At 58.9% G+C, this 22,189-nt stretch carries 25 protein-coding genes and 1 riboswitch; of the genes, 16 read left to right on the top strand and 9 right to left on the bottom strand.

Annotated features, from left to right (window positions below; translation table 11 throughout):
• Positions 1-6: 6 nt before the first annotated feature.
• Positions 7-55: riboswitch (SAM-SAH riboswitch) on the top strand.
• 4 nt (positions 56-59) lie between these two features.
• From metK to PSJ8397_RS11460, 6 genes are all read left to right on the top strand, one after another.
• Entirely contained in the window at positions 60-1,238 is a 1,179-nt protein-coding gene (gene metK / locus PSJ8397_RS11485) for a methionine adenosyltransferase (protein ID WP_085864735.1), read from the top strand.
• 102 nt (positions 1,239-1,340) lie between these two features.
• The gene (trmB, locus tag PSJ8397_RS11480; protein ID WP_085864734.1) at positions 1,341-2,042 is read left to right on the top strand and encodes a tRNA (guanine(46)-N(7))-methyltransferase TrmB; all 702 of its coding nucleotides are present in this window, start codon (positions 1,341-1,343) and stop codon (positions 2,040-2,042) included.
• A gap of 131 nt (positions 2,043-2,173) precedes the next feature.
• Positions 2,174-3,526 (top strand): 3-phosphoshikimate 1-carboxyvinyltransferase, encoded by a 1,353-nt coding sequence (gene aroA, locus PSJ8397_RS11475; protein WP_085864733.1) that lies wholly within the window; start codon positions 2,174-2,176, stop codon positions 3,524-3,526.
• Positions 3,526-4,002 (top strand): hypothetical protein, encoded by a 477-nt coding sequence (locus PSJ8397_RS11470; RefSeq protein WP_235000704.1) that lies wholly within the window; start codon positions 3,526-3,528, stop codon positions 4,000-4,002. The genes aroA and PSJ8397_RS11470 overlap by 1 nt, the downstream gene beginning before the upstream one ends.
• Positions 3,999-4,616, top strand: a complete 618-nt coding sequence (locus tag PSJ8397_RS11465) for a (d)CMP kinase (protein ID WP_085864731.1) — start codon at positions 3,999-4,001, stop codon at positions 4,614-4,616. The genes PSJ8397_RS11470 and PSJ8397_RS11465 overlap by 4 nt, the downstream gene beginning before the upstream one ends.
• 52 nt (positions 4,617-4,668) lie before the next feature.
• Positions 4,669-5,184, top strand: a complete 516-nt coding sequence (locus PSJ8397_RS11460) for a polysaccharide deacetylase family protein (RefSeq protein ID WP_085864730.1) — start codon at positions 4,669-4,671, stop codon at positions 5,182-5,184.
• A gap of 59 nt (positions 5,185-5,243) precedes the next feature.
• Here the strand turns inward: PSJ8397_RS11460 and PSJ8397_RS11455 are convergent, their stop codons facing one another.
• The gene (locus PSJ8397_RS11455; RefSeq protein ID WP_085864729.1) at positions 5,244-5,891 is read right to left on the bottom strand and encodes a histidine phosphatase family protein; all 648 of its coding nucleotides are present in this window, start codon (positions 5,889-5,891) and stop codon (positions 5,244-5,246) included.
• A 56-nt stretch (positions 5,892-5,947) separates the two neighbouring features.
• Positions 5,948-6,580, bottom strand: a complete 633-nt coding sequence (locus PSJ8397_RS11450) for a hypothetical protein (protein WP_143515446.1) — start codon at positions 6,578-6,580, stop codon at positions 5,948-5,950.
• Positions 6,581-6,652: 72 nt separating this feature from the next.
• On the opposite strand from PSJ8397_RS11450, the gene PSJ8397_RS11445 reads away from it, so the two are divergent.
• Together PSJ8397_RS11445 and PSJ8397_RS11440 are read left to right on the top strand one after the other, a co-directional pair.
• The gene (locus tag PSJ8397_RS11445) at positions 6,653-7,048 is read left to right on the top strand and encodes a rhodanese-like domain-containing protein (RefSeq protein ID WP_085864727.1); all 396 of its coding nucleotides are present in this window, start codon (positions 6,653-6,655) and stop codon (positions 7,046-7,048) included.
• Positions 7,049-7,215: 167 nt separating this feature from the next.
• Positions 7,216-8,376 carry a DUF2130 domain-containing protein gene (locus PSJ8397_RS11440; RefSeq protein WP_085864726.1) on the top strand — a complete coding sequence of 387 codons (1,161 nt, stop codon included), beginning with the start codon at positions 7,216-7,218 and terminating at the stop codon, positions 8,374-8,376.
• A 9-nt stretch (positions 8,377-8,385) separates the two neighbouring features.
• Here PSJ8397_RS11440 and PSJ8397_RS11435 read toward each other — a convergent pair whose 3' ends face one another.
• The gene (locus PSJ8397_RS11435) at positions 8,386-8,994 is read right to left on the bottom strand and encodes a hypothetical protein (protein ID WP_085864725.1); all 609 of its coding nucleotides are present in this window, start codon (positions 8,992-8,994) and stop codon (positions 8,386-8,388) included.
• Between the two features lie 344 nt (positions 8,995-9,338).
• On the opposite strand from PSJ8397_RS11435, the gene PSJ8397_RS11430 reads away from it, so the two are divergent.
• The 7 genes from PSJ8397_RS11430 (at position 9,339) to trpB (ending at position 15,549) form a co-directional block, all read left to right on the top strand.
• Positions 9,339-10,406: a LacI family DNA-binding transcriptional regulator gene (locus PSJ8397_RS11430; protein ID WP_159453135.1), complete on the top strand. Its 1,068-nt coding sequence runs from the start codon at positions 9,339-9,341 to the stop codon at positions 10,404-10,406.
• Between the two features lie 245 nt (positions 10,407-10,651).
• On the top strand, positions 10,652-12,316 hold the full coding sequence (rpsA, locus tag PSJ8397_RS11425; protein ID WP_085864723.1) for a 30S ribosomal protein S1: 1,665 nt from the start codon (positions 10,652-10,654) through the stop codon (positions 12,314-12,316).
• 294 nt (positions 12,317-12,610) lie between these two features.
• Entirely contained in the window at positions 12,611-12,892 is a 282-nt protein-coding gene (gene ihfB, locus PSJ8397_RS11420) for an integration host factor subunit beta (protein ID WP_085864722.1), read from the top strand.
• Between the two features lie 9 nt (positions 12,893-12,901).
• Positions 12,902-13,252: a LapA family protein gene (locus PSJ8397_RS11415; RefSeq protein ID WP_085864721.1), complete on the top strand. Its 351-nt coding sequence runs from the start codon at positions 12,902-12,904 to the stop codon at positions 13,250-13,252.
• A gap of 17 nt (positions 13,253-13,269) precedes the next feature.
• Entirely contained in the window at positions 13,270-13,923 is a 654-nt protein-coding gene (locus PSJ8397_RS11410) for a phosphoribosylanthranilate isomerase (protein WP_085864720.1), read from the top strand.
• 23 nt (positions 13,924-13,946) lie between these two features.
• Entirely contained in the window at positions 13,947-14,198 is a 252-nt protein-coding gene (locus PSJ8397_RS11405; RefSeq protein WP_085864719.1) for an N-(5'-phosphoribosyl)anthranilate isomerase, read from the top strand.
• A 103-nt stretch (positions 14,199-14,301) separates the two neighbouring features.
• Positions 14,302-15,549, top strand: coding sequence for a tryptophan synthase subunit beta (gene trpB, locus PSJ8397_RS11400; RefSeq protein WP_085864892.1), 1,248 nt, complete (start codon positions 14,302-14,304; stop codon positions 15,547-15,549).
• A gap of 3 nt (positions 15,550-15,552) precedes the next feature.
• On the opposite strand, the gene PSJ8397_RS11395 is transcribed toward trpB, so the two are convergent.
• The 4 genes from PSJ8397_RS11395 to pth are packed head-to-tail and all read right to left on the bottom strand — an operon-like array spanning position 15,553 to position 18,555.
• Entirely contained in the window at positions 15,553-16,251 is a 699-nt protein-coding gene (locus tag PSJ8397_RS11395; RefSeq protein WP_085864718.1) for an SEL1-like repeat protein, read from the bottom strand.
• Positions 16,248-16,628: a DUF2237 family protein gene (locus tag PSJ8397_RS11390; RefSeq protein ID WP_085864717.1), complete on the bottom strand. Its 381-nt coding sequence runs from the start codon at positions 16,626-16,628 to the stop codon at positions 16,248-16,250. Before PSJ8397_RS11390 ends, PSJ8397_RS11395 begins: the two co-directional genes overlap by 4 nt.
• A complete protein-coding gene (locus tag PSJ8397_RS11385) occupies positions 16,628-17,809 on the bottom strand; it encodes a serine hydrolase domain-containing protein (RefSeq protein ID WP_085864716.1) in 1,182 nt (393 codons plus the stop codon). Before PSJ8397_RS11385 ends, PSJ8397_RS11390 begins: the two co-directional genes overlap by 1 nt.
• Before the next feature lie 59 nt (positions 17,810-17,868).
• A complete protein-coding gene (gene pth, locus PSJ8397_RS11380; protein WP_085864715.1) occupies positions 17,869-18,555 on the bottom strand; it encodes an aminoacyl-tRNA hydrolase in 687 nt (228 codons plus the stop codon).
• 100 nt (positions 18,556-18,655) lie between these two features.
• On the opposite strand from pth, the gene PSJ8397_RS11375 reads away from it, so the two are divergent.
• Positions 18,656-19,921 (top strand): sensor domain-containing phosphodiesterase, encoded by a 1,266-nt coding sequence (locus tag PSJ8397_RS11375; protein ID WP_235000702.1) that lies wholly within the window; start codon positions 18,656-18,658, stop codon positions 19,919-19,921.
• Positions 19,922-20,131: 210 nt separating this feature from the next.
• Here PSJ8397_RS11375 and PSJ8397_RS11370 read toward each other — a convergent pair whose 3' ends face one another.
• Both PSJ8397_RS11370 and PSJ8397_RS11365 read right to left on the bottom strand, forming a co-directional pair.
• Complete coding sequence (locus PSJ8397_RS11370; protein WP_085864714.1) at positions 20,132-20,776, bottom strand: 50S ribosomal protein L25/general stress protein Ctc; 645 nt, start codon at positions 20,774-20,776, stop codon at positions 20,132-20,134.
• A gap of 158 nt (positions 20,777-20,934) precedes the next feature.
• Positions 20,935-22,098 (bottom strand): alpha-hydroxy acid oxidase, encoded by a 1,164-nt coding sequence (locus tag PSJ8397_RS11365; protein WP_085864713.1) that lies wholly within the window; start codon positions 22,096-22,098, stop codon positions 20,935-20,937.
• Positions 22,099-22,189: the final 91 nt, after the last annotated feature.

Genomic DNA, 22,189 nt, shown 5'->3' with positions numbered 1-22,189 from the left:
ATCTCATTCCGACCACAACGGCTTCCTGACGTGGATCGGCAAACCTAACGGAGCATTTCATGGCACGTCAAAACTATACTTTCACCTCGGAATCTGTGTCTGAGGGGCACCCTGATAAGGTCTGCGACCGGATCTCAGACGCGATATTGGATGCCTTTCTGGCCGAAGATCCAATGGCCCGTGTGGCGTGCGAAACCTTTGCGACCACGAACCGCGTGGTGATCGGTGGCGAGGTCGGCCTGACCGATCAGGACAAGCTGGCCGAATACATGGGCAATGTGGATCAGATCGCGCGCGAGTGCATCCGCGACATCGGATACGAGCAGGACAAGTTCCATTGGGAAACGGTCGAGGTCACGAACCTGTTGCACGAACAATCGGCCCATATCGCCCAAGGCGTAACCGGAGAGCGCGGCGATGAAGGCGCGGGCGACCAAGGGATCATGTTCGGCTATGCGACGAACGAGACCGAGGCGCTGATGCCAGCCCCGATCCAGTTCAGCCACGCGATTTTGCGCCGCTTGGCTGAGGTCCGCAAAGACGGGACCGAGCCCACGTTGGGCCCTGATGCGAAATCGCAGTTGTCGGTGGTCTATGAGGGCGGCAAGCCTGTGGGCGTGTCGTCGATCGTGCTGTCGACACAGCATATGGATGAGGCGATGACCAGTGCCGATGTGCGCGCTGTGGTGGAGCCTTACATTCGCGAGGTGTTGCCAGAGGGTTGGATTTCCGACGCCACCGCTTGGCACGTGAACCCGACCGGAAAGTTTGTGATTGGTGGCCCTGACGGGGACGCGGGGCTCACGGGGCGCAAGATTATCGTGGACACCTATGGGGGGGCTGCGCCCCATGGCGGCGGTGCGTTTTCGGGCAAAGACCCGACCAAGGTGGACCGCTCGGCGGCCTATGCATCACGCTATCTGGCCAAAAACATTGTTGCGGCGGGCATGGCCGACAAATGCACCGTGCAGTTGAGCTATGCGATTGGTGTGGCCGCACCTTTGTCGATTTATGTCGATACGCATGGCACCGGTGAGGTCGAGGCCTCCGCCATTGAGGCCGCGATTCCACAGGTGATGGATTTGACACCGCGCGGGATCCGCACGGCGCTGGGCATGAACAAGCCGATCTATCAGCGCACGGCCGCCTATGGCCATTTTGGCCGTGCGCCTGAGGCGGATGGCGGGTTTTCGTGGGAACGCACGGACCTTGTCGAGGCATTGAAAAAGTCTGTCTAAGACTTTTACGAAGAGGGGGGTCCGGTGCTGACGCACCGGACTGACCTGCTGCCCGCTTTGCGCGGACTTGAGATGCGGCGACCCAGCGGGTAAGGGGACGCCATGACACATCCCACCCGACCCCACCGCAATTTTTATGGCCGCCTGAAGGGCAAGCACCTGAAGAAATCCCAAGAGGGATATCTGGCGGAGGATTTAGAGGCGTTGTCGCCTGGGCCCGTGTCCTGGGAGGACAACCCGGAGCGGACGCCTTTGGATTTGGCGGCGCTGTTTGGTGGCAAGGATGTCTGGCTTGAGATCGGGTTTGGCGGGGGTGAGCATCTGGTGCACCAGGCGGCACGGAACCCGGGCGTGGGTATCATTGGGTGTGAACCCTACATCAATGGGGTGGCCATGCTGCTGGGCAAGGTCCGGCAGGCGGGGGTCGAGAATCTGGCGATCCATCCCGGCGATGTGCGCGATATGTTTGATGTGTTGCCCGATGCCTCGATCTCAAAAGCGTTTTTGTTGTATCCTGATCCGTGGCCCAAGGCGCGTCACCATCGCAGGCGGTTTGTGACGGCGGAACATCTGGAGCCGCTGATGCGGGTGCTCAAGCCGGGCGCTGAATTTCGGGTCGCCACAGACATTCCCGACTATGTGCGTCAGACCCTCGAAGAGGTTCCGCGCCAGGGGTTTGAGTGGTTGGCAGAGCGTGCGGAGGATTGGCGCACCCCGTGGGGGGATTGGATGTCGACCCGTTACGAACAAAAGGCGCTGCGCGAAGGCCGGACGCCGCATTATCTGACGTTTCGCAAGATTTGAGGCGGGCGGGTCTAAAATTCCGGAATTTTAGACCCTTGGGATAGGTATTTTTGACCCAAAGAAACGGGGGGGGCGTGGACCTTTGAGCTGCTGCGGCGTATCAGGCGGCAGACGATAAAAGGATACGCCCTATGTCCAGCCACGGTGACCCAATTCCCATGACATCCCGCAAGGGAGGCCCTTTGAAGGGCGAGGCGCTGGTGCCTGGGGATAAGTCTATTTCACATCGGTCTTTGATCCTTGGCGCGATGGCTGTCGGTGAGACGCGGATTTCGGGATTGCTGGAGGGCGACGATGTTTTGGATACGGGTCGCGCGATGGAGGCCTTTGGGGCCGAGGTGATCAACCATGGCGGCGGTGAGTGGTCGGTCCATGGTGTCGGTGTTGGTGGGTTTTCCGAGCCCGATCAGGTGATTGATTGCGGCAATTCGGGCACCGGTGTGCGCCTGATTATGGGGGCTGTGGCGACAAGCGATATGACTGTGACGTTCACGGGCGATGCATCGTTGAACAGCCGCCCGATGGGGCGTGTGACGGACCCACTGGCCTTGTTTGGCACGCAGAGTGTCGGCCGCACGGGCGGGCGGTTGCCCATGACCTTGGTGGGTGCGGCGGCGCCGGTGCCTGTCCGTTATGTCGTGCCCGTGCCGTCTGCGCAGGTGAAATCTGCGGTGCTTTTGGCGGGGCTGAATGCGCCCGGACAGACGGTTGTGATTGAACAAGAGGCCACGCGGGACCACACGGAGCGGATGCTTGTTGGTTTCGGTGCTGAATTGACGGTTGAGGAAACCGATGAGGGGCGTGTTATTACCCTGACCGGCCAGCCTGAGTTGCAGCCGCAGACCATTGCGGTGCCGCGTGATCCGTCTTCGGCGGCCTTTCCGGTTTGTGCGGCGCTTTTGTCCGAAGGGTCAGACGTTTTGGTGCCCAATATCGGGCTGAATCCCACACGGGCTGGGTTGTTTTACACCCTGCAGGAGATGGGCGCGGATCTGACGTTTGAGAACATGCGCGAGGAGGGGGGCGAGCCTGTCGCAGATCTGCGCGCGCGGTATTCCCCTGACATGAAGGGGATTGAGGTTCCGCCCGCCCGCGCGGCGTCGATGATTGACGAATATCCTGTGCTGTCGGTGGTCGCGGCCTTTGCCGAAGGGCAGACGGTGATGCGCGGGGTCAAAGAGCTGCGTGTGAAGGAGAGCGACCGTATTGATGCCATGGCTCAGGGGCTGCGGGCTGCCGGTGTTGAGGTCGATGAGGGCGAGGATTGGTGGATTGTTACGGGGCGCGGCTTTGGCCATGTTCCGGGCGGGGTCACTGTCGAGAGCCGTCTGGACCACCGGATTGCCATGTCGTTTATGGTGATGGGCCTTGCGACCGAGGCCCCGATGACGGTGGATGACGGCGGGCCGATTACTACGTCTTTCCCGATTTTTGAGCCTTTGATGACAGGGCTTGGGGCGGCCATCTTGCGGGCGAACCGCTGATGGTGTGGCTGCGCCGTGTGGCGGGTATGGTGGCCTTGACCACCTATCTTGTCATGGGCGCGATGCTGTATTTCACCGTTTTGCCCGGGGCGGGCGGGCTGTGGCCGCCGGATTTTCATTTGCGGGGCTATGATGTGGCCTCAATCACGCCCTTCGTCATGATGCTGAGCGATGAGGCGCGCCAGACCTACGGTGCGGTTCTGATGACGTGGGACCGTGTTTTCATTGCGTCGCTTGCGGCGTGGGTGATTGCCATGGGTTGGCGCGGGGGATGGATGCGTTGGGCTGTGGCGTTTCTGGCGGTGGTTTATGCGGCGGTTGACCTGAGTGAGAACGCGGCCATCTACCGTTTTGTCAGCCAAAGCCTATTGGACGCGCGTCTGGTGGACGCCGCGCATCATCTGACCATGGCGAAATTTTCGGCGCTTTATCTGTGTTTGTTGGTTTTGATTGTGCATCTGAGGAGAACCGCGTGAGCTTTACAGTGGCAATCGACGGGCCTGCGGCCGCGGGCAAGGGCACGATTTCAAAGGCGGTGGCGTCGCATTTCGGGTTCGCGCATTTGGATACGGGGCTTTTGTACCGTGCGGTGGGCGCCAAGGTGATCCATGGGATGGACCCGTTGCAGGCCGCGCGCACGTTGACGCCGCGCGATCTTGAGGCGGATGATTTGCGCACCTCTGCCGTGGCACAGATGGCCAGCAAGGTCGCAGTGATTGGTGAGGTGCGGGGCGCTTTGGTGGCGTTTCAGCGCAGTTTTGCCGCCCGCGATGGGGGGGCTGTGCTGGACGGGCGCGACATTGGCACGGTGATTTGCCCCGACGCGGACGCCAAGTTGTTTGTGACCGCCAGTGCTGAGACACGGGCGGAACGGCGGTTCAAGGAACTGCAGGCGCGCGGGCAGGCGGATACGTTTGATCAGGTGTTGGCCGACGTCAAAGCGCGCGATGCGCGGGATGCGGGCCGGACGGAGGCGCCGATGGTGGCCGCAGGCGATGCGGTGCTGCTGGATACGTCTGAGATGTCGATCGATGATGCGGTTGCGGCTGCAATAAAAGCGATCGAATCCTCACGAAGCGGTGGTTTGTAGGTGAACGCGCGCTTCGCTAGGGTCGGTGTACCCCAGCGAAAGGTGCCGCGTTATGTTCCGATCCCTTCTCCTTAGCATTGCCCTGATGGGGGCGACGCCGGTCTTCGCCCAAGAGGAGGCGATGACGGCGGACCGTCTGATTTCGATTATTGTAGATCTGGACCCCAGCGCGCAGCCCACGCCAGCGGGGATTGAGCTGACGTTGGAAGACATCCCCGTGTTGGTCGTTTTTGCCCCCGGCGCGGACCGGATGCGGGCAATGGTGCCCATTGCGGCGGTGGAGGATGTGACGCCTGAGGAAATGAACCGCATGATGCAGGCCAATTTCGACACGGCGTTGGACGCGCGGTATGCGGTGGCGCAGGGGCGCGTTTGGGGTGTGTTCATCCATCCGCTTGCCGCGTTGGAGCGTGAGCAGTTTATATCGGGTCTGGCGCAGACGGTGAATTTGGCGCGCACCTATGGGACGCTTTATTCCGGTGGGGCCAATGTGTTTGGCCAAGGCGATTCTGCGCAAATCTATCAAGAGCTGTTTGAGGATCTGATCGGTCGGGGGCAGGATATATGACACCCGATCCCGTCTATCGTAGCCCACGGGCCTTGGTCGTGCGCCTCCGGCGTGTCCGCCTAGAAATGGGTCCTGTGGTCGGCCAGATCGGGGGCATCCAGATGCGGGATTGCATTAAATGCCGTCAGAAACGTGCCCTGATCGCGAATGCGGAATTTGTGCAGGGACGAGTTGAAGACCGGCAGCAAAACGTGCGCCATCTGCGTTGTGTTCAGGCCTAAGGCCCCGCGCATCACCATCGCGATCACCCCACCTGATGTGACGCAAAGGACGCGTTTTCCGGGCTTGGTCGCCTCGGCCAGGGCGGCCCAGATCCGGGATTCGAACGTGGCGAAGGGTTCGGCGCCGTTGATGGTGGCCTGTTCCCATGCGGTCAGCGTTTGGGGCATATGGGTGAAGAAATCATCGGAGGTTTGCGGCGGCGTTAGCCCGTGCACGGCAGCCATATCGCGGGCCAGGGCGAAGTATTCCATTTCATTGAGGCGCGCATCGTGGGCGTCAGGGGTGTAGCCCATGCCTTGCGCGGTTTCACGGTGGCGGCGCATGGTGCCCGACAGGACCTGATCGAAGGGGCGTTCATGGGCCTGCATCCATTGGCCCAAAAGTTTCGCTTGCGCATGGCCGAGGTCTGACAGGCGGTCGTATTCTTCCTCGGACGTGGCACCGGAATTGGCCTGCCCGTGCCGGACCAAAAACAACTCACCCATGTGCCACCTCTTGTCGTCTGTTGAGGGGGCGTTGTGCCACGGGTTTGCGGCGCTGGCTAGAGAGGGTCTTGGCCGACCAGATCGACCCAGAGTTCGGCGGCGCGGGCTGCGATGCAGGCGCGGGCGTCGTCTTGGGTGGTGCAGGTGTTCAGGTTACGGGCCTGAAGGTCAGTGATGGTGGGGTCATCGTGGGTCAGGGCATCGACGGCTTGCACCCAAAGGGCTGCGTGAATGTCGGCCAGATCATCGCATTCGCTGGGCAGGCCATCACAGCTGAGGTCGGTGAACAGCGGAACGACACCTTCGTCGAACATAATGTCAGCGGTCAAGGCCACGCAGTGATCGCGGGGCAGGGCTGTATCTGTGGGCAGGGTCTCAATCGGGGTGCTGTCGCAGCCGATATCGCCTGCGATGCGGGCGGCGATGGCGGGCAGGCCCTCGTCCTCAAGCGGGACGGGACAGCCGGACAGGGGGGTGTCTGCGCAGACAAAGGCGGCTTGGGCCACGGCGCGTTTGAGGATGTAGGCCGCCTCAAGCGTGTCGGCGCAGGCCGTGGCCAGATCGCGGGCGTCCGGCTGCGCAGTGCAGACGGCGAAGGCTGAGGAATAGTCAAACATCGCGGGGCGCGGGGCCCAGTCGGCGTGGGCCGCGTGGGGCAAAAGCGCGAAAAGAGGCAACAAACGGATCATCGGCGCACCATAGCCGGAACGGCCAGATGCGCAATCTTGACCGCGTGGGGCCATAGGCGCATCGTTGCCGCCATGAAGAAGTTGAAACAGACCGCGGCCCAGATGGTGGCCGCCGCCCGCGCGCGAATTGAAGAAATCGAAACGGCGGATCTGATCGCGCGGGTGGATGACCCTGACACGGTCATCGTCGACATCCGCGATATTCGCGAACGCCAGCGTGGGCATATTCCCGGCAGCGTTCATGCCCCGCGCGGGATGGTGGAATTTTGGGTCGATCCGGACAGCCCCTATTTCAAGGAGGTGTTCGGGCAGGACAAACGGTACGTGTTTCATTGCGCGTCCGGCTGGCGGTCGGCGCTGACGGTCGCTGTGTTGCAGGACATGGGATTTGAGGCGTCGCATCTGAAGGACGGGTTCGGGGATTGGCAAGCCAAGGGCGGGCCAGTGGAGGTTCCCGTGCGGGACTAGGGGGCGCAGTGGCCCCACCCAAGCGGCCATGGCATGACCAACCGCGTGCTGGACATCGGGCCGCGTTTGACTGCGGTGGACATGACGTACGATCCTATGTGTTCATGGCTTGTTCTTCGCGGGGTGCGCGATAGACTGGGACGTCTGTTGCCAAGGGAGTTTGGTTCATGTCCGACCTGAAGATCACCTGTCCGACCTGTTCGTCCGACATTGAATTGACCGAGCAGTTGGCCGGACCGTTGATGGCAGATCAACGGGCGGCGTTCCAGGCGCAGTTGGAACGCCAGAAGGCAGAGATGGCCAAAGGGATGGCCGAGGCTGAGGCGCGCGCAAAGGCTGCAGCACAGGCGGAGGCGGCGGATGAGGCGCGGGCCTTGGCCGACCGTGTGAAAGAACAGGACGTCAAGCTGCGCGCGGCGCAGGCCGCACAGGCGGCGGCGATGAAACGGGAGCAGGAGCTAAAAGACAAAGAAGCGGAGATGGAGCTGACGTTGCAGAAGATGCTTGCTGCGGAACGCCCTGCGCTTGAGGAGAGGTTGGCGCGTGAGGCGCAGGAGAAGGCATCGTTGAAGGAGGCCGAGCAGGCCCAGAAAATCGATGCGTTGACGAAACGGATTGAGGATTTGCAACAGCGCGCGACGCAAGGATCCATGCAGACCCAAGGCGAGGCCGCAGAGATGGTGTTGGAAGACACGCTCGCGCAGGCCTTTGGCATGGATGGGTTTTCGCCCGTTGGAAAGGGGCAAAGCGGGGCCGACGTGCGGCAGGATGTGATGGGGCCGTCCGGTGCGGTGGGCGCGATTTTGTGGGAAAGCAAACGCACCAAGAATTTCACCGCAGGATGGCTGCCCAAGCTGCGCGATGATCAACGCAGCGCGGGCTGTGAGGTTGCGGTTTTGGTGACGGCGGCGTTGCCCGACGGGATCGACAGTTTCGGATTGGTCGATGGCATATGGGTCTGTGCGCCGCGCTATGCGGTGCCTTTGGCATCGTCTTTGCGGCAGGGCCTGATCGACGTTGCGTCGGCCAAGGGACGCGCGATGGGGCAGGAAACCAAGATGGAAATGATCTATGACTATCTGACCGGCGTTCAATTCAAGCAACGGGTTGATGCGATTGTGGAGCGGTTCGAAGACATGCAGGACAACCTGCGCAAGGAACGTGTGTTCATGGAAAAGCAATGGGCGCTTCGTGCAAAACAGATCGATCTGGTGATTGGATCGACAGTCGGCATGTACGGTGATGTGCAAGGCATCGCGGGACGGTCCATGCCCGAAATCAACGGGGTCGAGAGGTTGATGATCGGGCAGGACCCAACGTCGGACTGAAAAGCAGCCCTATTTGTGGTCTTCAATCACCTCGGCCGCCGTCTTTGATGTCTGGGCGGCAAAGGAAATCAGGTTTGAGACGACGTGCGTTTCCCTGATCGTGGCCAGTCTGTAGGCCACACGTTCCACCGCCGCCGCACAGTCTTGCAACGTTTCGACGATATCATAAAGGGTCAGGTTTGGTTTGTTTGACCCCATCCGCGGTGCGGTCTTGGCTTCATACGCTTTCAGTCGGTCCGGAGGCGGCGCATTATGGGTTGAGACCTCGAGGATCTCGATGTTCTGCTGCGCAAACGCAGTCCGCAGCAAGCTTTGCATGGAAGAGGCCGTGGACGTTGCTTTGCACACAACGATGATTTCACCGTCGTAATCGATTGCAGACAGCTTTTCGACGACGGACACAATGTCGGGTTTTTCAAAGTCAGACGCGATAAAGATCTGCCTGGCATCGAGGCCGTGCAGGTCTGAGGTCTGGAATGTTGCGAGATTTATAAAGTGTGTTCCGTCACACTGTGGCACCTCATATCCGGCGCCGGCCCAAGCGCTGGTGTGAATCAAAAACGGGATCGCACCCTTGTTCGATGGGGTTGTGTCAGCGGTGTCGTCGATCGTCGTCATAACGCCTCACTTTCAGCAGTTTTCTGGGCGGAATCAGTTGCGGCCCAGTGTCTTCATATGCCGGATGTGCCGAAGTTAACCTTTGTCGTCAACAATTAGTTAATCGTTTAACAAAAAAAAGTTAATCGATTTAACCAATTATTTAAACGATTGAATGACTTATAGTGCTGTGGTAGTTTTAGAAAATTGAAGCGTGTTTCCTTTTGCCGGCTCCAGTGCTGTTGCCGGTGACCAGAAGGGGCGACGACAGGCATTGAATTGTGTCTCGGCGGCCTTGCCAAGCCGCTGTGTTTTGGGGAAGTCTGCCTCGCTTCATGTGGGGCTTCGATGAAGGACGTACATGGATGAGCGCAGGTGGGCGTAGGCCGACTTTGAAAACCATTGCGGCGGAAACGCAGCTTTCGACAGCTGCTGTGTCCCGTATTTTGCGTGGCGATAAGAAGTTTAGCGAAAAGACCATCCAGATGGTCCACGAAAGCGCGGCCCGCGTCGGCTACATTCCCAATCAGGCAGGGGTAAAGCTGCGGACCGGGAGGACGGGGTTGATTGCCTTCGTGTTCCCATCCGAGTTGTCGTCAGAAGCCATGCTGGGTGAAATGATCAATAGTATCGCGTCTTCACTTAAGGGGACGGACCATCGGTTGACCATTTACCCCACGAGTTCCGAAGACGAACAAAAGTCCCTTGTGCGCGAAATCGTCGACAACAGGTTGGCGGACGGCGTTATCTTGAACAGGGTTCGGCCGGAAGATGAACGTGTGCATTTCATGATGGAAAGAGGGTTTCCCTTCATTGCCCACGGACGTTCGGATTATGCGCCGCAGCACGATTTTGTAGACTTCGACAACTATGAATATGCGCGGCGGGCGGTGTGTGATCTTGCGGATGCGGGGTGTCGCGACATTAAGTTGCTGGCGCCGCCAATGGATCAGTTTTACGCAGTGGAATTGATGCGGGGCGGTTTGGACGCAGCGCGCGAGAGAGGGATTGCGTTTTCGTCCATTCAGGGCGTGTCTTTCGAAAACGGGCTTGGGGCGATTGCGGCGGCCCTTACTGAGTTGTGTGTGGCGGGGGCCTGTCCTGATGGGCTGGTGCTGCCATCGGGGCGGATTTGCTACTTTGTATTGCGGACCTTGCAAAAAGGGGGCGTATTTACGGGGCGCAATATCCATCTGGCAACAAAGGATAGTCCAGAAAGCGGATATGAGTTTGACGACGCCATTTTTGTCTATTCCGAAGATGCTTGGCATGCGGGCGCGAACCTGGCCACTGGACTGTTGCGGCGGATCAATGACAGCAAGGCCCCGCTGTTTCAGGTGCTGGATCAGCCGGTGCCTGCACACAGAAAAATCGCATCGGCTGTTTTGTCACCGCAAGATGCCCTAGGTGAGCACTCCGCACCCCTTGCATAGCTGTGCACATCGGCCTATACGCGCGGTCGTTGATGGGCCGTGAGAGCACACAACGGGCAGGGTCGGAGTTTCCGGCCCTGTTTGTTGTTCCTTGTTAAGAATTCAGGGCCCTGACACCAACTGCCCCCGTCACACCGAAGGTGGGCGATTATCCAAAGACCGGCGGACACAACCGCACGGCCCGTTAAAACCCCGCCGGTGAATGCCGGCTTGAAAAGGAAACAGTTAGATTGGCTAACGCATCTATGGAGGAATTCGAAGCCCTCCTACAAGAAAGCTTCGAGATCGACACGCCGTCTGAAGGCAGCGTTGTCAAAGGTAAAGTCATCGCAGTCGAAAATGGCCAGGCCATCATCGACGTCGGCTACAAAATGGAAGGCCGCGTTGACGTCAAAGAATTCGCAAACCCTGGCGAAGCCCCTGAAATTGCTGTTGGCGACGAAGTTGAAGTGTTCCTTCGCGCCTCTGAGAACGCCCGTGGCGAAGCTGTCATCTCCCGCGAGATGGCGCGCCGTGAGGAAGCATGGGATCGTCTGGAAAAAGCATATGCAGACGAAGAGCGCGTCGAAGGCGCCATCTTCGGTCGCGTCAAAGGCGGTTTCACTGTCGATCTGGGCGGCGCTGTTGCGTTCCTGCCCGGCTCTCAGGTGGATGTGCGCCCCGTGCGCGATGCGGGCCCTCTGATGGGTCTCAAGCAGCCGTTCCAGATCCTGAAAATGGACCGTCGCCGTGGCAACATCGTTGTGTCCCGTCGTGCGATCCTCGAAGAATCACGTGCCGAACAGCGCGCTGAAGTCATCGGCAACCTCACCGAAGGTCAGGAAGTCGACGGCGTGGTCAAGAACATCACCGAATACGGTGCCTTCGTTGACCTTGGCGGCGTAGACGGCCTGTTGCACGTCACCGACATGGCATGGCGTCGGGTCAACCACCCGTCCGAGATCCTCTCCATCGGGGAGACGATCAAGGTGCAGGTCATCAAGATCAACAAAGACACACACCGCATCAGCCTTGGCATGAAGCAGTTGCAGGCAGACCCATGGGATGCCGTGGCCGCCAAGTACCCGCTGGATTCTGTCCACACGGGCCGCGTGACGAACATCACCGATTACGGTGCGTTTGTTGAGCTGGAAGCTGGCGTTGAAGGTCTGGTTCACGTGTCCGAGATGTCTTGGACCAAGAAGAACGTGCACCCCGGCAAAATCGTCTCCACCTCTCAGGAAGTGGAAGTCATGGTGCTGGAGATCGACGAGGCCAAGCGCCGCGTGTCCCTCGGCCTCAAGCAGACGATGCGCAACCCATGGGAAGTGTTTGCAGAAACACACCCCGAGGGCACGGAAGTCGAAGGCGAAGTCAAGAACATCACCGAATTCGGTCTGTTTGTTGGCCTCGAAGGCGACATCGACGGCATGGTTCACCTGTCCGACCTGACATGGGAAGGCCGTGGCGAAGACGTGATCGGCGATTACCGCAAGGGCGACATGGTTCAGGCCAAAGTCACCGAAGTGGACGTCGAGAAAGAGCGTATTTCGCTGTCGATCAAAGCCATGGACGGTGATCCGTTTGCGGATGCCACAGGCGACGTCAAGCGCGGTTCCATCATCACTGTCGAGGTCACCTCGATCGAGGATGGCGGCATTGAGGTCGACTATGAAGGTGCGAAATCCTTCATCCGTCGTTCTGATCTGTCCCGTGACCGTGCCGAGCAGCGCCCAGAGCGTTTCCAGGTCGGTGACAAGGTCGACGTGCGTGTGACCAACATCGACAGCAAGACACGTCGTCTTGGCCTGTCCATCAAGGCCCGTGAGATTGCAGAAGAGAAAGAGGCTGTTGAACAGTTCGGCTCCTCTGATTCTGGTGCGTCCTTGGGTGATATCCTTGGTGCAGCCCTGAACAAGGGCGACGAGTAATCGTTCCTTCGGCCTTCGGGCCATGACATTTAAAGGCCCCGTCTGTGTGAACAGGCGGGGCTTTTTTCGGGTCACATGTGCGAATCGGCCCCCTTGACGACGTGGGGCGGAGGTTTCCAATTTGCGGTCTTGCCCTGTGCTAATCGTGGACGGTGGGGGCAAATCGGCGCAAAACGCTTGATATCGCGGCGAATTCCCCGTGCTGCGTTCTTTCTTGATGATGAAAACCGTCTTATAGTCCTCAGCAGCGTGGCCTTTCTGCGGCCCTGCACGAGACTGCCAGAAGGAAAAGACATGATCCGTTCCGAGTTGATCGAGAAGATTGCCGAAGAAAACCCGCATCTTTACCAGCGAGACGTTGAACGAATTGTGAATACCATTTTCGACCGTATCATCGACGCCATGGCACAAGGCGACCGCGTTGAATTGCGCGGGTTCGGCGCCTTTTCAGTGAAAAAGCGTGACGCCCGTTTGGGGCGGAACCCACGGACGGGGGAAGCCGTTCAAGTGGATGAGAAACATGTGCCGTTCTTTAAGACGGGTAAGCTCTTGCGGGACCGGCTGAACGGGAAGTAGGAAGGCGCTATGAAATATATCAAATACACCTTCTGGGGCGTTGTGGCCCTGTGTTTGATCGTGGTGGGCATGGCCAACCGCGATATCGTCACTTTGCGCGCCATGCCCGAGGTTTTGGCCACGCCGTTGGGTGTGTCGCCTGACATTCAGATGCCGCTGTTTATGGCGCTGTTTATCGGCGTCGGCATCGGTTTGTTGATCGGTTTCCTGTGGGAATGGGTGCGGGAGCACAACATGCGCGCGGATGCGCGGGCGAAGGCCCGTGAGGTGGACGCGTTGAAACGTGAAGTAGACGCGTTGAAGGACAAGCAGCACGAAGGCAAGGACGACGTCGTCGCCTTGTTGGACAAAGCCAGCTAAGCCCGCGTCGCGCCGCAATGTCATCTCATGTGTCTGTCAAAATGTGCGGTCTGCGTACGGTCGCGGATATTGCGGCCGCTGCGGCGGCTGGGGCCGTTTACGTCGGTTTTGTGTTCTTTCCCAAGTCACCGCGCAATGTGTCGATTGCTGAGGCTGCGGCGCTGGCGCTTGAGGTGCCCGTGGGGATCATGAAGGTGGCATTGGTGGTGAACCCGGACGATGCGTTCCTAGATGATTTGTTGGATCACGTCGCGATTGACATGATCCAGTTGCACGGGGGCGAAAGCCCCGAGCGCGTGGCCGAGGTGCGTGCGCGCTTCGGGTTGCCGGTGATGAAGGCCATTGGTGTGGCGGGGCCGGAGGATCTGGCCAAGATTGACGTCTATTCTGCCGTCGCCGATCAGCTTTTGATTGATGCAAAGCCGCCCAAGGATGGGGAATTGCCGGGGGGCAATGGGTTGACGTTTGATTGGCGTTTGTTGGCGGATCGCAAGTACTGGACCAAGCCTTGGATGTTGGCCGGTGGGCTGACACCCGAAAATGTGGGTGAGGCGGTGCGACTGACCGGCGCGCGGCAGGTGGATTTGTCATCAGCGTTGGAACGTGCGCCAGGCGTCAAGGACGCGGCCAAGATGGCAGACTTCGGCGCGGCCGTGGCAAGGATTGGTTAACCACGGGTCGGTTAGAGTCAGCCATGACCCAGTTGCCTGACACCCCCGCCCAATGGTTCCGACATTTGTTTGATGCGAAAGCTGCGAAAGACGGCGGCGTGGTCCGTCGCAAGGTGCGCGATATGGAGCGCATGGTTGGCCGTGATCTGTTCGAAAATGAAATCGCGCGGCGCGGGTTTACCGCTGTCGAGAACGTGGGTCAGGTTGTGATCTTCTGCAACCAGGAGCCGGTCTGCCGGACAGTGGGCGGTGGCAAATCCTCTTCGAGGATTTGACTGCAGACTTTCGAGGAAAGTCTGGGCCCCCTGCGGCAGTGTTTCGCTTTACGCTTCACGTCGTGCAGGCTAGACCGTTCCAAGCGTGCACGGGAGACAGATGATGCCTGAAGATCTTATCAATTCCTTTATGACGGGTCCGGACGAAAAGGGCCGGTTTGGCGACTTTGGCGGACGGTTCGTGTCCGAAACTTTAATGCCGCTGATCCTTGAGCTGGAGGAGCAGTATGAGCATGCCAAGACGGATGACGCCTTCTGGGCTGAGATGCATGATTTGTGGACCCATTATGTGGGTCGCCCGTCGCCGTTGTATTTCGCGGAACGTCTGACAGAGCATTTGGGCGGGGCGAAAATCTACCTCAAACGGGATGAGCTGAACCACACCGGCGCGCATAAGATCAACAATGTGTTGGGCCAGATTATTTTGGCGCGCCGCATGGGCAAGACGCGGATCATTGCAGAGACGGGCGCGGGTCAGCACGGGGTGGCGACGGCGACGGTTTGTGCCAAGTTCGGGTTGAAGTGCGTTGTTTATATGGGCGCGCATGATGTGGAACGTCAGGCCCCGAACGTCTTCCGCATGAAGCTGCTGGGCGCCGAAGTCATCCCTGTGACATCCGGCCGTGGGACGTTGAAAGACGCCATGAATGACGCATTGCGCGATTGGGTGACGAATGTGCGCGATACATTCTACTGTATCGGCACGGTCGCCGGTCCGCATCCTTATCCTGCGATGGTGCGCGATTTTCAGGCCATCATCGGTAAGGAAGCGAAAGAGCAGATGCAGGCCGCCGAAGGTCGCTTGCCGGATACGATCATCGCGGCAATTGGCGGCGGGTCGAACGCCATGGGGCTGTTTTTCCCGTTCCTCGACGACAAAGAGGTGAACATCATCGGCGTTGAGGCCGGCGGCAAGGGCGTGAACGCCAAGATGGAACATTGTGCATCCCTGACCGGCGGGCGCCCTGGGGTGCTGCACGGCAACCGGACGTATCTGTTGCAAGACGACGATGGGCAGATCCTGGAAGGGTATTCGATTTCGGCGGGTCTGGATTATCCGGGCATCGGGCCGGAACACAGCTGGCTCAATGATATTGGTCGTGCGCAATACGTCAGCATCACCGACAAAGAAGCGCTTGAGGCGTTTCAGTTGTGCTGCACCACGGAAGGCATCATTCCGGCGTTGGAACCCAGCCACGCCCTCGCCCACGTGATGAAAATCGCACCGGAGCTGCCCGCCGATCACATCATCTGCATGAATATGTGTGGCCGTGGGGATAAGGATATCTTCACCGTCGCCCGTCACCTTGGGTTCGATATGACGGGGCCTGAAGGGCGCAACGTCGAGTAACGTCTAGTTCGCCAAGGCGTCCAACTGGCGGTTGGCGAAGGCGCAGGCAGATGCCGTGGGCGAGGTGCTGAGAAGGCAGGTTTGGGCGTAAAGTTCAATTGCGCGACCGGAATTCTGGGCCACGCCTTCGCCGTATTGATAGGCTTGGCCCAACATTGCACAGCCCCATGGATCGCTGCTTTTGCAGGCGATGTTGAATGTTTCAAACAGGCAGTCGACCTTGTCGTCCCATGGCGTGAGGGACACAACATCACCTTGCAGAGGGACATTGCGGATGCCGCCCCCGCGGTTCGTGCAGCCCGACGGTTGACCGCCGGCGCAGGCGATGGCGTGCCCGTAACGCGCAGCAAGGCGGACGTCGTCCAGATCAGCTTGTTCCAAGAGGACAGCCACATGCAGGCAGGCGCGGGCGTCGGCATTGTCCACGCAAGCGGTGACGCAGTTTTCAAAATCAGCGCGACAGGTCGATCGGTTTTGGTACGACGTGCGGCCAACCAGACGCGCCCATAGGGACTGATCGGTCCGGTAGATGTCAGCGGGGCATTGGGCCATTAAGTCTGGGGCGCGGGTCACGGCAAGCAGACGTGTTTTGGCCGCCTCAAACAAAGCGTCGGTCTGCGCGTGTGCGGTGCTGATTGGCCCGAAGGACAGGCAGAAGCACAGCACCAGATACCGTGCGATTTGACCCCACGGGCGTTTCATTCGGCGGGATCGCTGCTGTGTTGTTGCAGTATGTCCATCGGCACAATGTCCAACGCCTTTTGGTGGGTTGCAGCCATGTTGACCTGTGGCGCGCAGCCTTCGTCGTGGGCTTGCAGAAACCGAGAGGCGCACAGGCACCAGCTGTCGCCGGGGTTCAAGCCCGGAAAGTTGAATTCAGGACGCGGGGTGCTGAGGTCATTGCCCACGTATTTCGAGTAGGCGAGAAATTCAGCTGTCAACACGGCGCAGACCGTGTGGCTGCCTCGGTCTTGGGCGCAGGTGTCGCAGGCCCCGTTTCGGAAAAAACCGGTCAGCGGATCGGTCGAGCACGGCGCCAAAGCCTCACCCAACACATTCAGGGACGGGTCCATGTCCATCAGTCTAACCTTTCTGCGATGCGCCGGAACATATCGACATTGCTTTGCCCGACGCCCGGTTGGCGAAATTTGCGATCGGCGGCGTTGACGGCAATGACAACGCCCCGTCGACGATCAATGTAGATGTATTGCCCATAAACGCCACGTGCCAGAAATTGACCTTTCGTCGCACCGACCGGCACCCACCATTGATAGCCGTAGCCGTAATTGCGCGGGTCTGTCGGGGCGGAGGGGGCTGTGGCCTCTTCAATCCAATCCTCAGAGACGATGCGGGTGCCGAAGGCGATCCCGCCAGATGCAATCATGTGCCCGAAGAGTGCGTAGTCATGTGTCGTGAGGTTCAGCCCGCCCAACACGAAGGCAACGCCATCGCCATCGGCCGAATAATAAGGTGGCTGCATCGTGCCCAGCGGAGTCAGGATTTTTTCCGTCAACAGGTCGGGGATGGTGCGCCCCGTGGCCCCACGGATGACCATGCCGATGACATGGGTGTCGATGGATACATATTGCCACTCCGCCCCTGGTTCGATGAAGGTCTCTGTCAGGTTTGCTGCGAACTCGTCCATGGACTGACCAAAGGCCAGCACGCGGCCCATGCGATTGATGTCTGACCAGAAGTCCAGATAATCCTCATCAAAGGTGACGCCGGACGACATCTGCAGCACGTTTCGGATGGTGGCCCCATCGTAGGCGCTGCCCACAAGGGCGGGCACGTATTGAGTGACGGGGGCGTCCAGATCGGGGAGTGTGCCGTCTTCGTGCAGGATGCCCAACAGGGTCGACAGATAGCTTTTGGCGACGGACCAGCTGATCCGGCGCGATTGGGCGGGGTTGGATTCCTCTTCGGCGGTCAGCGGATAGCTTTCGTGGCGGATGACGCCGTTTTGGGCGACGATGATGCCTGTGACGGATCGGTCGTTGAGCCAACGAGCAAACCCGGGCGGCATGTCCATGTCCGCCCCGCGCCCCAACCGGTTTGTGCGGTCGGGATCGACGGGCAGGGGGGCCGTGTTGAACATCGTGTCCATGGCGATGAAGTTGCCGACGATGCGGTCTTCGGCAAACAGAGAATTGACCGCCAAAAGCCGCATGACGCGATCACGGTGCCATAGGCCAAGGGCCACTGTGATGATGATCACAGCCATTAGACCAAGGCCGGTCCATTTGAAAAATCGTGTCATGTGATGCCCCCTTGGCGGCAAGGGTGGCACGGGGTCGTGATGGGCCGCAAGTCCGGGGTTTAGCGGAATTTTTCGGCAAGCTTTTGGAGTGCCGTGCGGGTATCGGGTGCATCCTCAGCCACGGGTGTTTTGATGGGTTTTTCGGGCTGCGCCTTCGGTGTCGTTGTGCTTGATCTTGGGGGAGAGACGCGCAGGGCGATGGCATTGAGAAAGCCGGGCCCGTCGTCAGCGGCCAGTTTCACCGCACCGTCTGACGTGCCGCGCAGCACATCATCCAGCCATTCCTGTTCGGCCTTGGCAAAATCGGCCAACACGTAAGACGGCACGCGGTCCTTATGGCCCGGGTGGCCCACGCCCATACGCACACGGTCATAGTGGGGGCCGATATGTTGGTGAATCGACCGCAACCCATTGTGGCCCGCATGCCCCCCCCCTGATTTGACGCGCACCTTGGCGGGGGCGAGGTCAATTTCATCATGAAAAACAGTGATGTCGGTGCTGTCGAGTTTGAAGAAGCGCATCGCTTCCCCAACGGACTGGCCCGAAAGATTCATGAACGTCGTGGGTTTGAGCATGATCACCTTTTCAGACCCGAGCTTTCCTTCGGTCAGCTGACCCTGAAATTTTGCGCGCCAAGGGGCGAAGCCATGGTCATCCGCGATGCGATCCAGCGCCATAAAGCCGATGTTGTGACGGTTGTGCGCGTATTTCGCGCCAGGATTTCCGAGGCCGACAAAGAGTTTCATGCCGCGTCTATACCGTGTGCGGGCCCGTCCGCCTACCCATCAAAACCCCGCGAAAATTAATAAGAATGCAATCTGATTTGGTAACGGGATGTTGATGTTCATGGGCGATAACATCCTCAATGGAATGGAGTTGGATTCGATGACTGCGGTTGCCCCTGCTGCAATTGCCCTGATGCCGCGACTTGTCCCCGAAGCGGGGGACGTCATTGCGAACACCCTGGCGTTCTTGCGCAATCATTTGAACATGGACATCGCCTTTTTGTCTGAGATCAAGGGTGATCAGATGGAATTGGTCGCGGTGGATGCACCAGGGTTCGAACATCTGGCGGCGGTTGGCGATATATTGGACTTGGATGATGTCTATTGTCTGCACATTCTTGAAGGCCGGTTGCCGGAACTGATCCCTGATACCGAAGCGATTGAATTTTGCTCGCAAATCCCCATCACCAGCAGGATCCCTGTTCGTGCCCATGTCAGTGTGCCAATTTGGCGGACGGATAAATCTGTGTATGGCATGTTTTGCGCGGTGGGACGGCAACCCCGTAAATCTCTGAACGCCCGCGATCTTGAGGTGGTTAAGGCGTTTGCCGCTTTGGCGGGGGACGAAGTGAACGCGCGACTGGATCGGGACAAACAATCAGGAGACAAAAAAGACGCGATCTTGAATGTTCTTGAAACCGGGTCGTTTGAGATTGCTTTGCAGCCGATACAGCGTCTCAATGATCAGGTGGTGGCAGGTTATGAGGCTTTGTGTCGGTTTTCGCCCCTCCCGTATCGGCCCCCAAACATCTGGTTTCAGGATGCGAGTGACGTGGGCCTACAAATCCCGCTGGAGCTTAAGGTCATCCGTCAGGCGGTGGCCCTTCTTGATGAAATTTCAGACGACCAGTATTTGTCAATCAACACCTCAGCGGCGACCCTCGGATCAGGCGAAATCGCTGATTTGATCCCACGGGTTCACGGGCATCGCGTGGTCATCGAGATTACGGAGCATGCAGCCATTGAGAACCTTGATGTCCTCTTGATGGAAATTGACCGATTGCGGGACATGAAGGTCCGGATTGCGGTCGACGATGCGGGCGCGGGGTATTCCGGCCTGCAACAGATCATTCGTCTACGACCGGATGTCATAAAGCTTGATATGTCGCTGACCCAAGACGTGGATAAGGATGTGGCGCGTCGGTCCCTTGCGTCTGCGATGGTTCAATTTGCCGCTGACACCCATGCGAATGTGGTCGCTGAAGGGATTGAAACAGCGGCCGAGCTTGAAACGCTCCGATCCATTGGTGTGGAAATGGGGCAGGGGTATTTTCTAGGTCGCCCCGAATTGTCAGATGACGTACTGGCGAAGCTGAAATCTGCCTAAAGCGTGCTGGGCCGAATGGGATTGTGAATTTCAATTGATCGCAATCGAAGGAGGTGTCGTTGAACCGGCAAGCCGAGCGGGCCGGGACCAGATCGCCTCGGCTTTACCTCCATCTGCCGTCTTGTGATCATTGCATTTAGGACGATGGATTCTGCCAACAAAAAAGGCGCACCGGATGGCGCGCCTTTAAAGTCTTAAAAGGGGCGGAAATTACTCTTCGCCGCCCTCTTCATCCGCTGTGCCAGCGCCTTCGTCGGCATCATCGCCATCATCTTCGGCAGCCAAGCTCGATGGGGCCTGAATGTTCGCGATCACGAAGTCACGATCGATCGTGGGCTTTGTGCCCTTTGGCAGATCAACGGAGTTGATGGTGATCGTGTCGCCGATCTCCAGCCCTGTCAGATCAACGGTGATGTTTTCTGGGATGTCGCCGGCGGTTACGACCAGCTCAACCTCGGGACGTACCACGGTGAGGATGCCGCCTTTTTTCAGGCCTGGTGCCGCGTCTTCATTTTCGAATTCGACCCCGATGAAAAGGTTGATTTTCGATGTCCGCTTCAAACGCAGCAGGTCGATGTGTGTGGGCAGGTCTTTGACCACGTCGCGCTGCACGTTACGGCAGATCACGCGAACATCTTCCTGACCTTCGACTTTGAGGTTGAACAGCGTGCTGAGGAAGCGGCCAGCTTTCAACATTTTGAACAGCACGTTGAAGGGCACGTTGATCGCAATGGGATCAGCGTCGCCACCGTACACAACGCCGGGAACGAGGCCGTCGCGGCGGGCTTGACGGGCAGCGCCCTTGCCTGTGTTTTCGCGGAGGGTTGCGTGGAAATCTGGAACTTGGCCAGCCATATCTGTCGTCCTTTCAATTCGCGCGTCGCCCATAGTCTGGTGGCGACCCACTTTGCCATGTCAGGACCTGCGCAGATTCGGGCGGGCCCCAGTGAAGCCGTGCAGATACGACAGGTTCGGACGTTTGAAAACCCCTTTTATGCAGGGGTTTGATAGGGCTAGACCCAGCGGCCTTCAAAGTCTTCGGGGACCAAAAGCACGTCACGATCAAGGGTGTTCACATCACGCCGCCCACACAGAGCCATGGTGATGTCGAGTTCTTTGTGAATAACTTCAAGCGCTTTGGTCACGCCGGCCTCGCCCATGGCGCCCAACCCGTGAATATAGGCGCGCCCGATCATGACGCCCTTTGCCCCCATCGCCAGCGCTTTGAGCATGTCCTGACCGGACCGGATGCCGCTGTCGAGGTGAACCTCGACACGGTCGCCGACGGCTTCAACGATCGAGGGCAGCATGCGGATGGAGGACAGCGCGCCGTCCAGCTGCCGGCCCCCATGGTTGCTGACAATGATGGCATCTGCACCGATTTCAGCGGCCATTTTGGCGTCTTCGACGTCCAAGATGCCCTTGAGGATCAGCTTGCCGCCCCACTTTTCTTTCAGCTTGCGAACGGTGTCCCAATCCAGCGCCGGATCGAATTGTTCGGCCGTCCATGAACTGAGCGAGTTCATGTTTTCAACGCCTTTGGCGTGGCCCACGATGTTGCGGAACGTGCGCCGTTTGGTCTGCAACATCTCAATCCCCCAACGCCACTTTGTGGCGAGGTCCGCGATGACGGGGGGCGTCATTTTGGGCGGCGCGGTCAGGCCGTTCTTGAGGTCTTTGTGGCGTTGGCCCAGAATTTGCAGATCGAGGGTCAGCACCAGCGCCGAGCAGCCCGCGCGTTTGGCCCGTTCGATGATGTTGTCGACATAGTCTTCGTCGCGCATCACATAAAGCTGGAACCAGAAGGGTTTGGTGGTGTGTTCGGCCACGTCCTCAATCGAACAGATGGACATCGTCGAGAGGGTAAAGGGGACGCCGAATTTTTCAGCGGCACGGGCGGCCTTAATCTCACCATCGGCGCGCTGCATGCCGGTGAGGCCGACAGGGGCCAAGGCAAGCGGCATGGCGACGTCTTCACCGATGAGCGTGCTGGCCGTGGTGCGGTTGGTCATGTCCACGGCGATGCGTTGACGCAGGCGGATTTTGTCAAAATCGCTTTCGTTGTCGCGAAAGGTTTGTTCGGTCCATGACCCGCTTTCGCAGTAATCATAGAACATCTTGGGCGTGCGCCGTTTGTGCAGCTTTTTCAAGTCGTCGATGGTTGTGATGACTGACATGGCGCGACCTTTTCGTTGAATTGGTATGAATGACTTACCAATTTAGGAAAAACGGCGCAAGGTTGCGGAGGACATTTTCTGGATCAGAAAA

It is taken from the genome of Pseudooctadecabacter jejudonensis, from assembly GCF_900172275.1.
GTDB classification, from domain to species: domain Bacteria; phylum Pseudomonadota; class Alphaproteobacteria; order Rhodobacterales; family Rhodobacteraceae; genus Octadecabacter; species Octadecabacter jejudonensis.
This window is presented reverse-complemented; position numbering and strand designations above follow the sequence as displayed.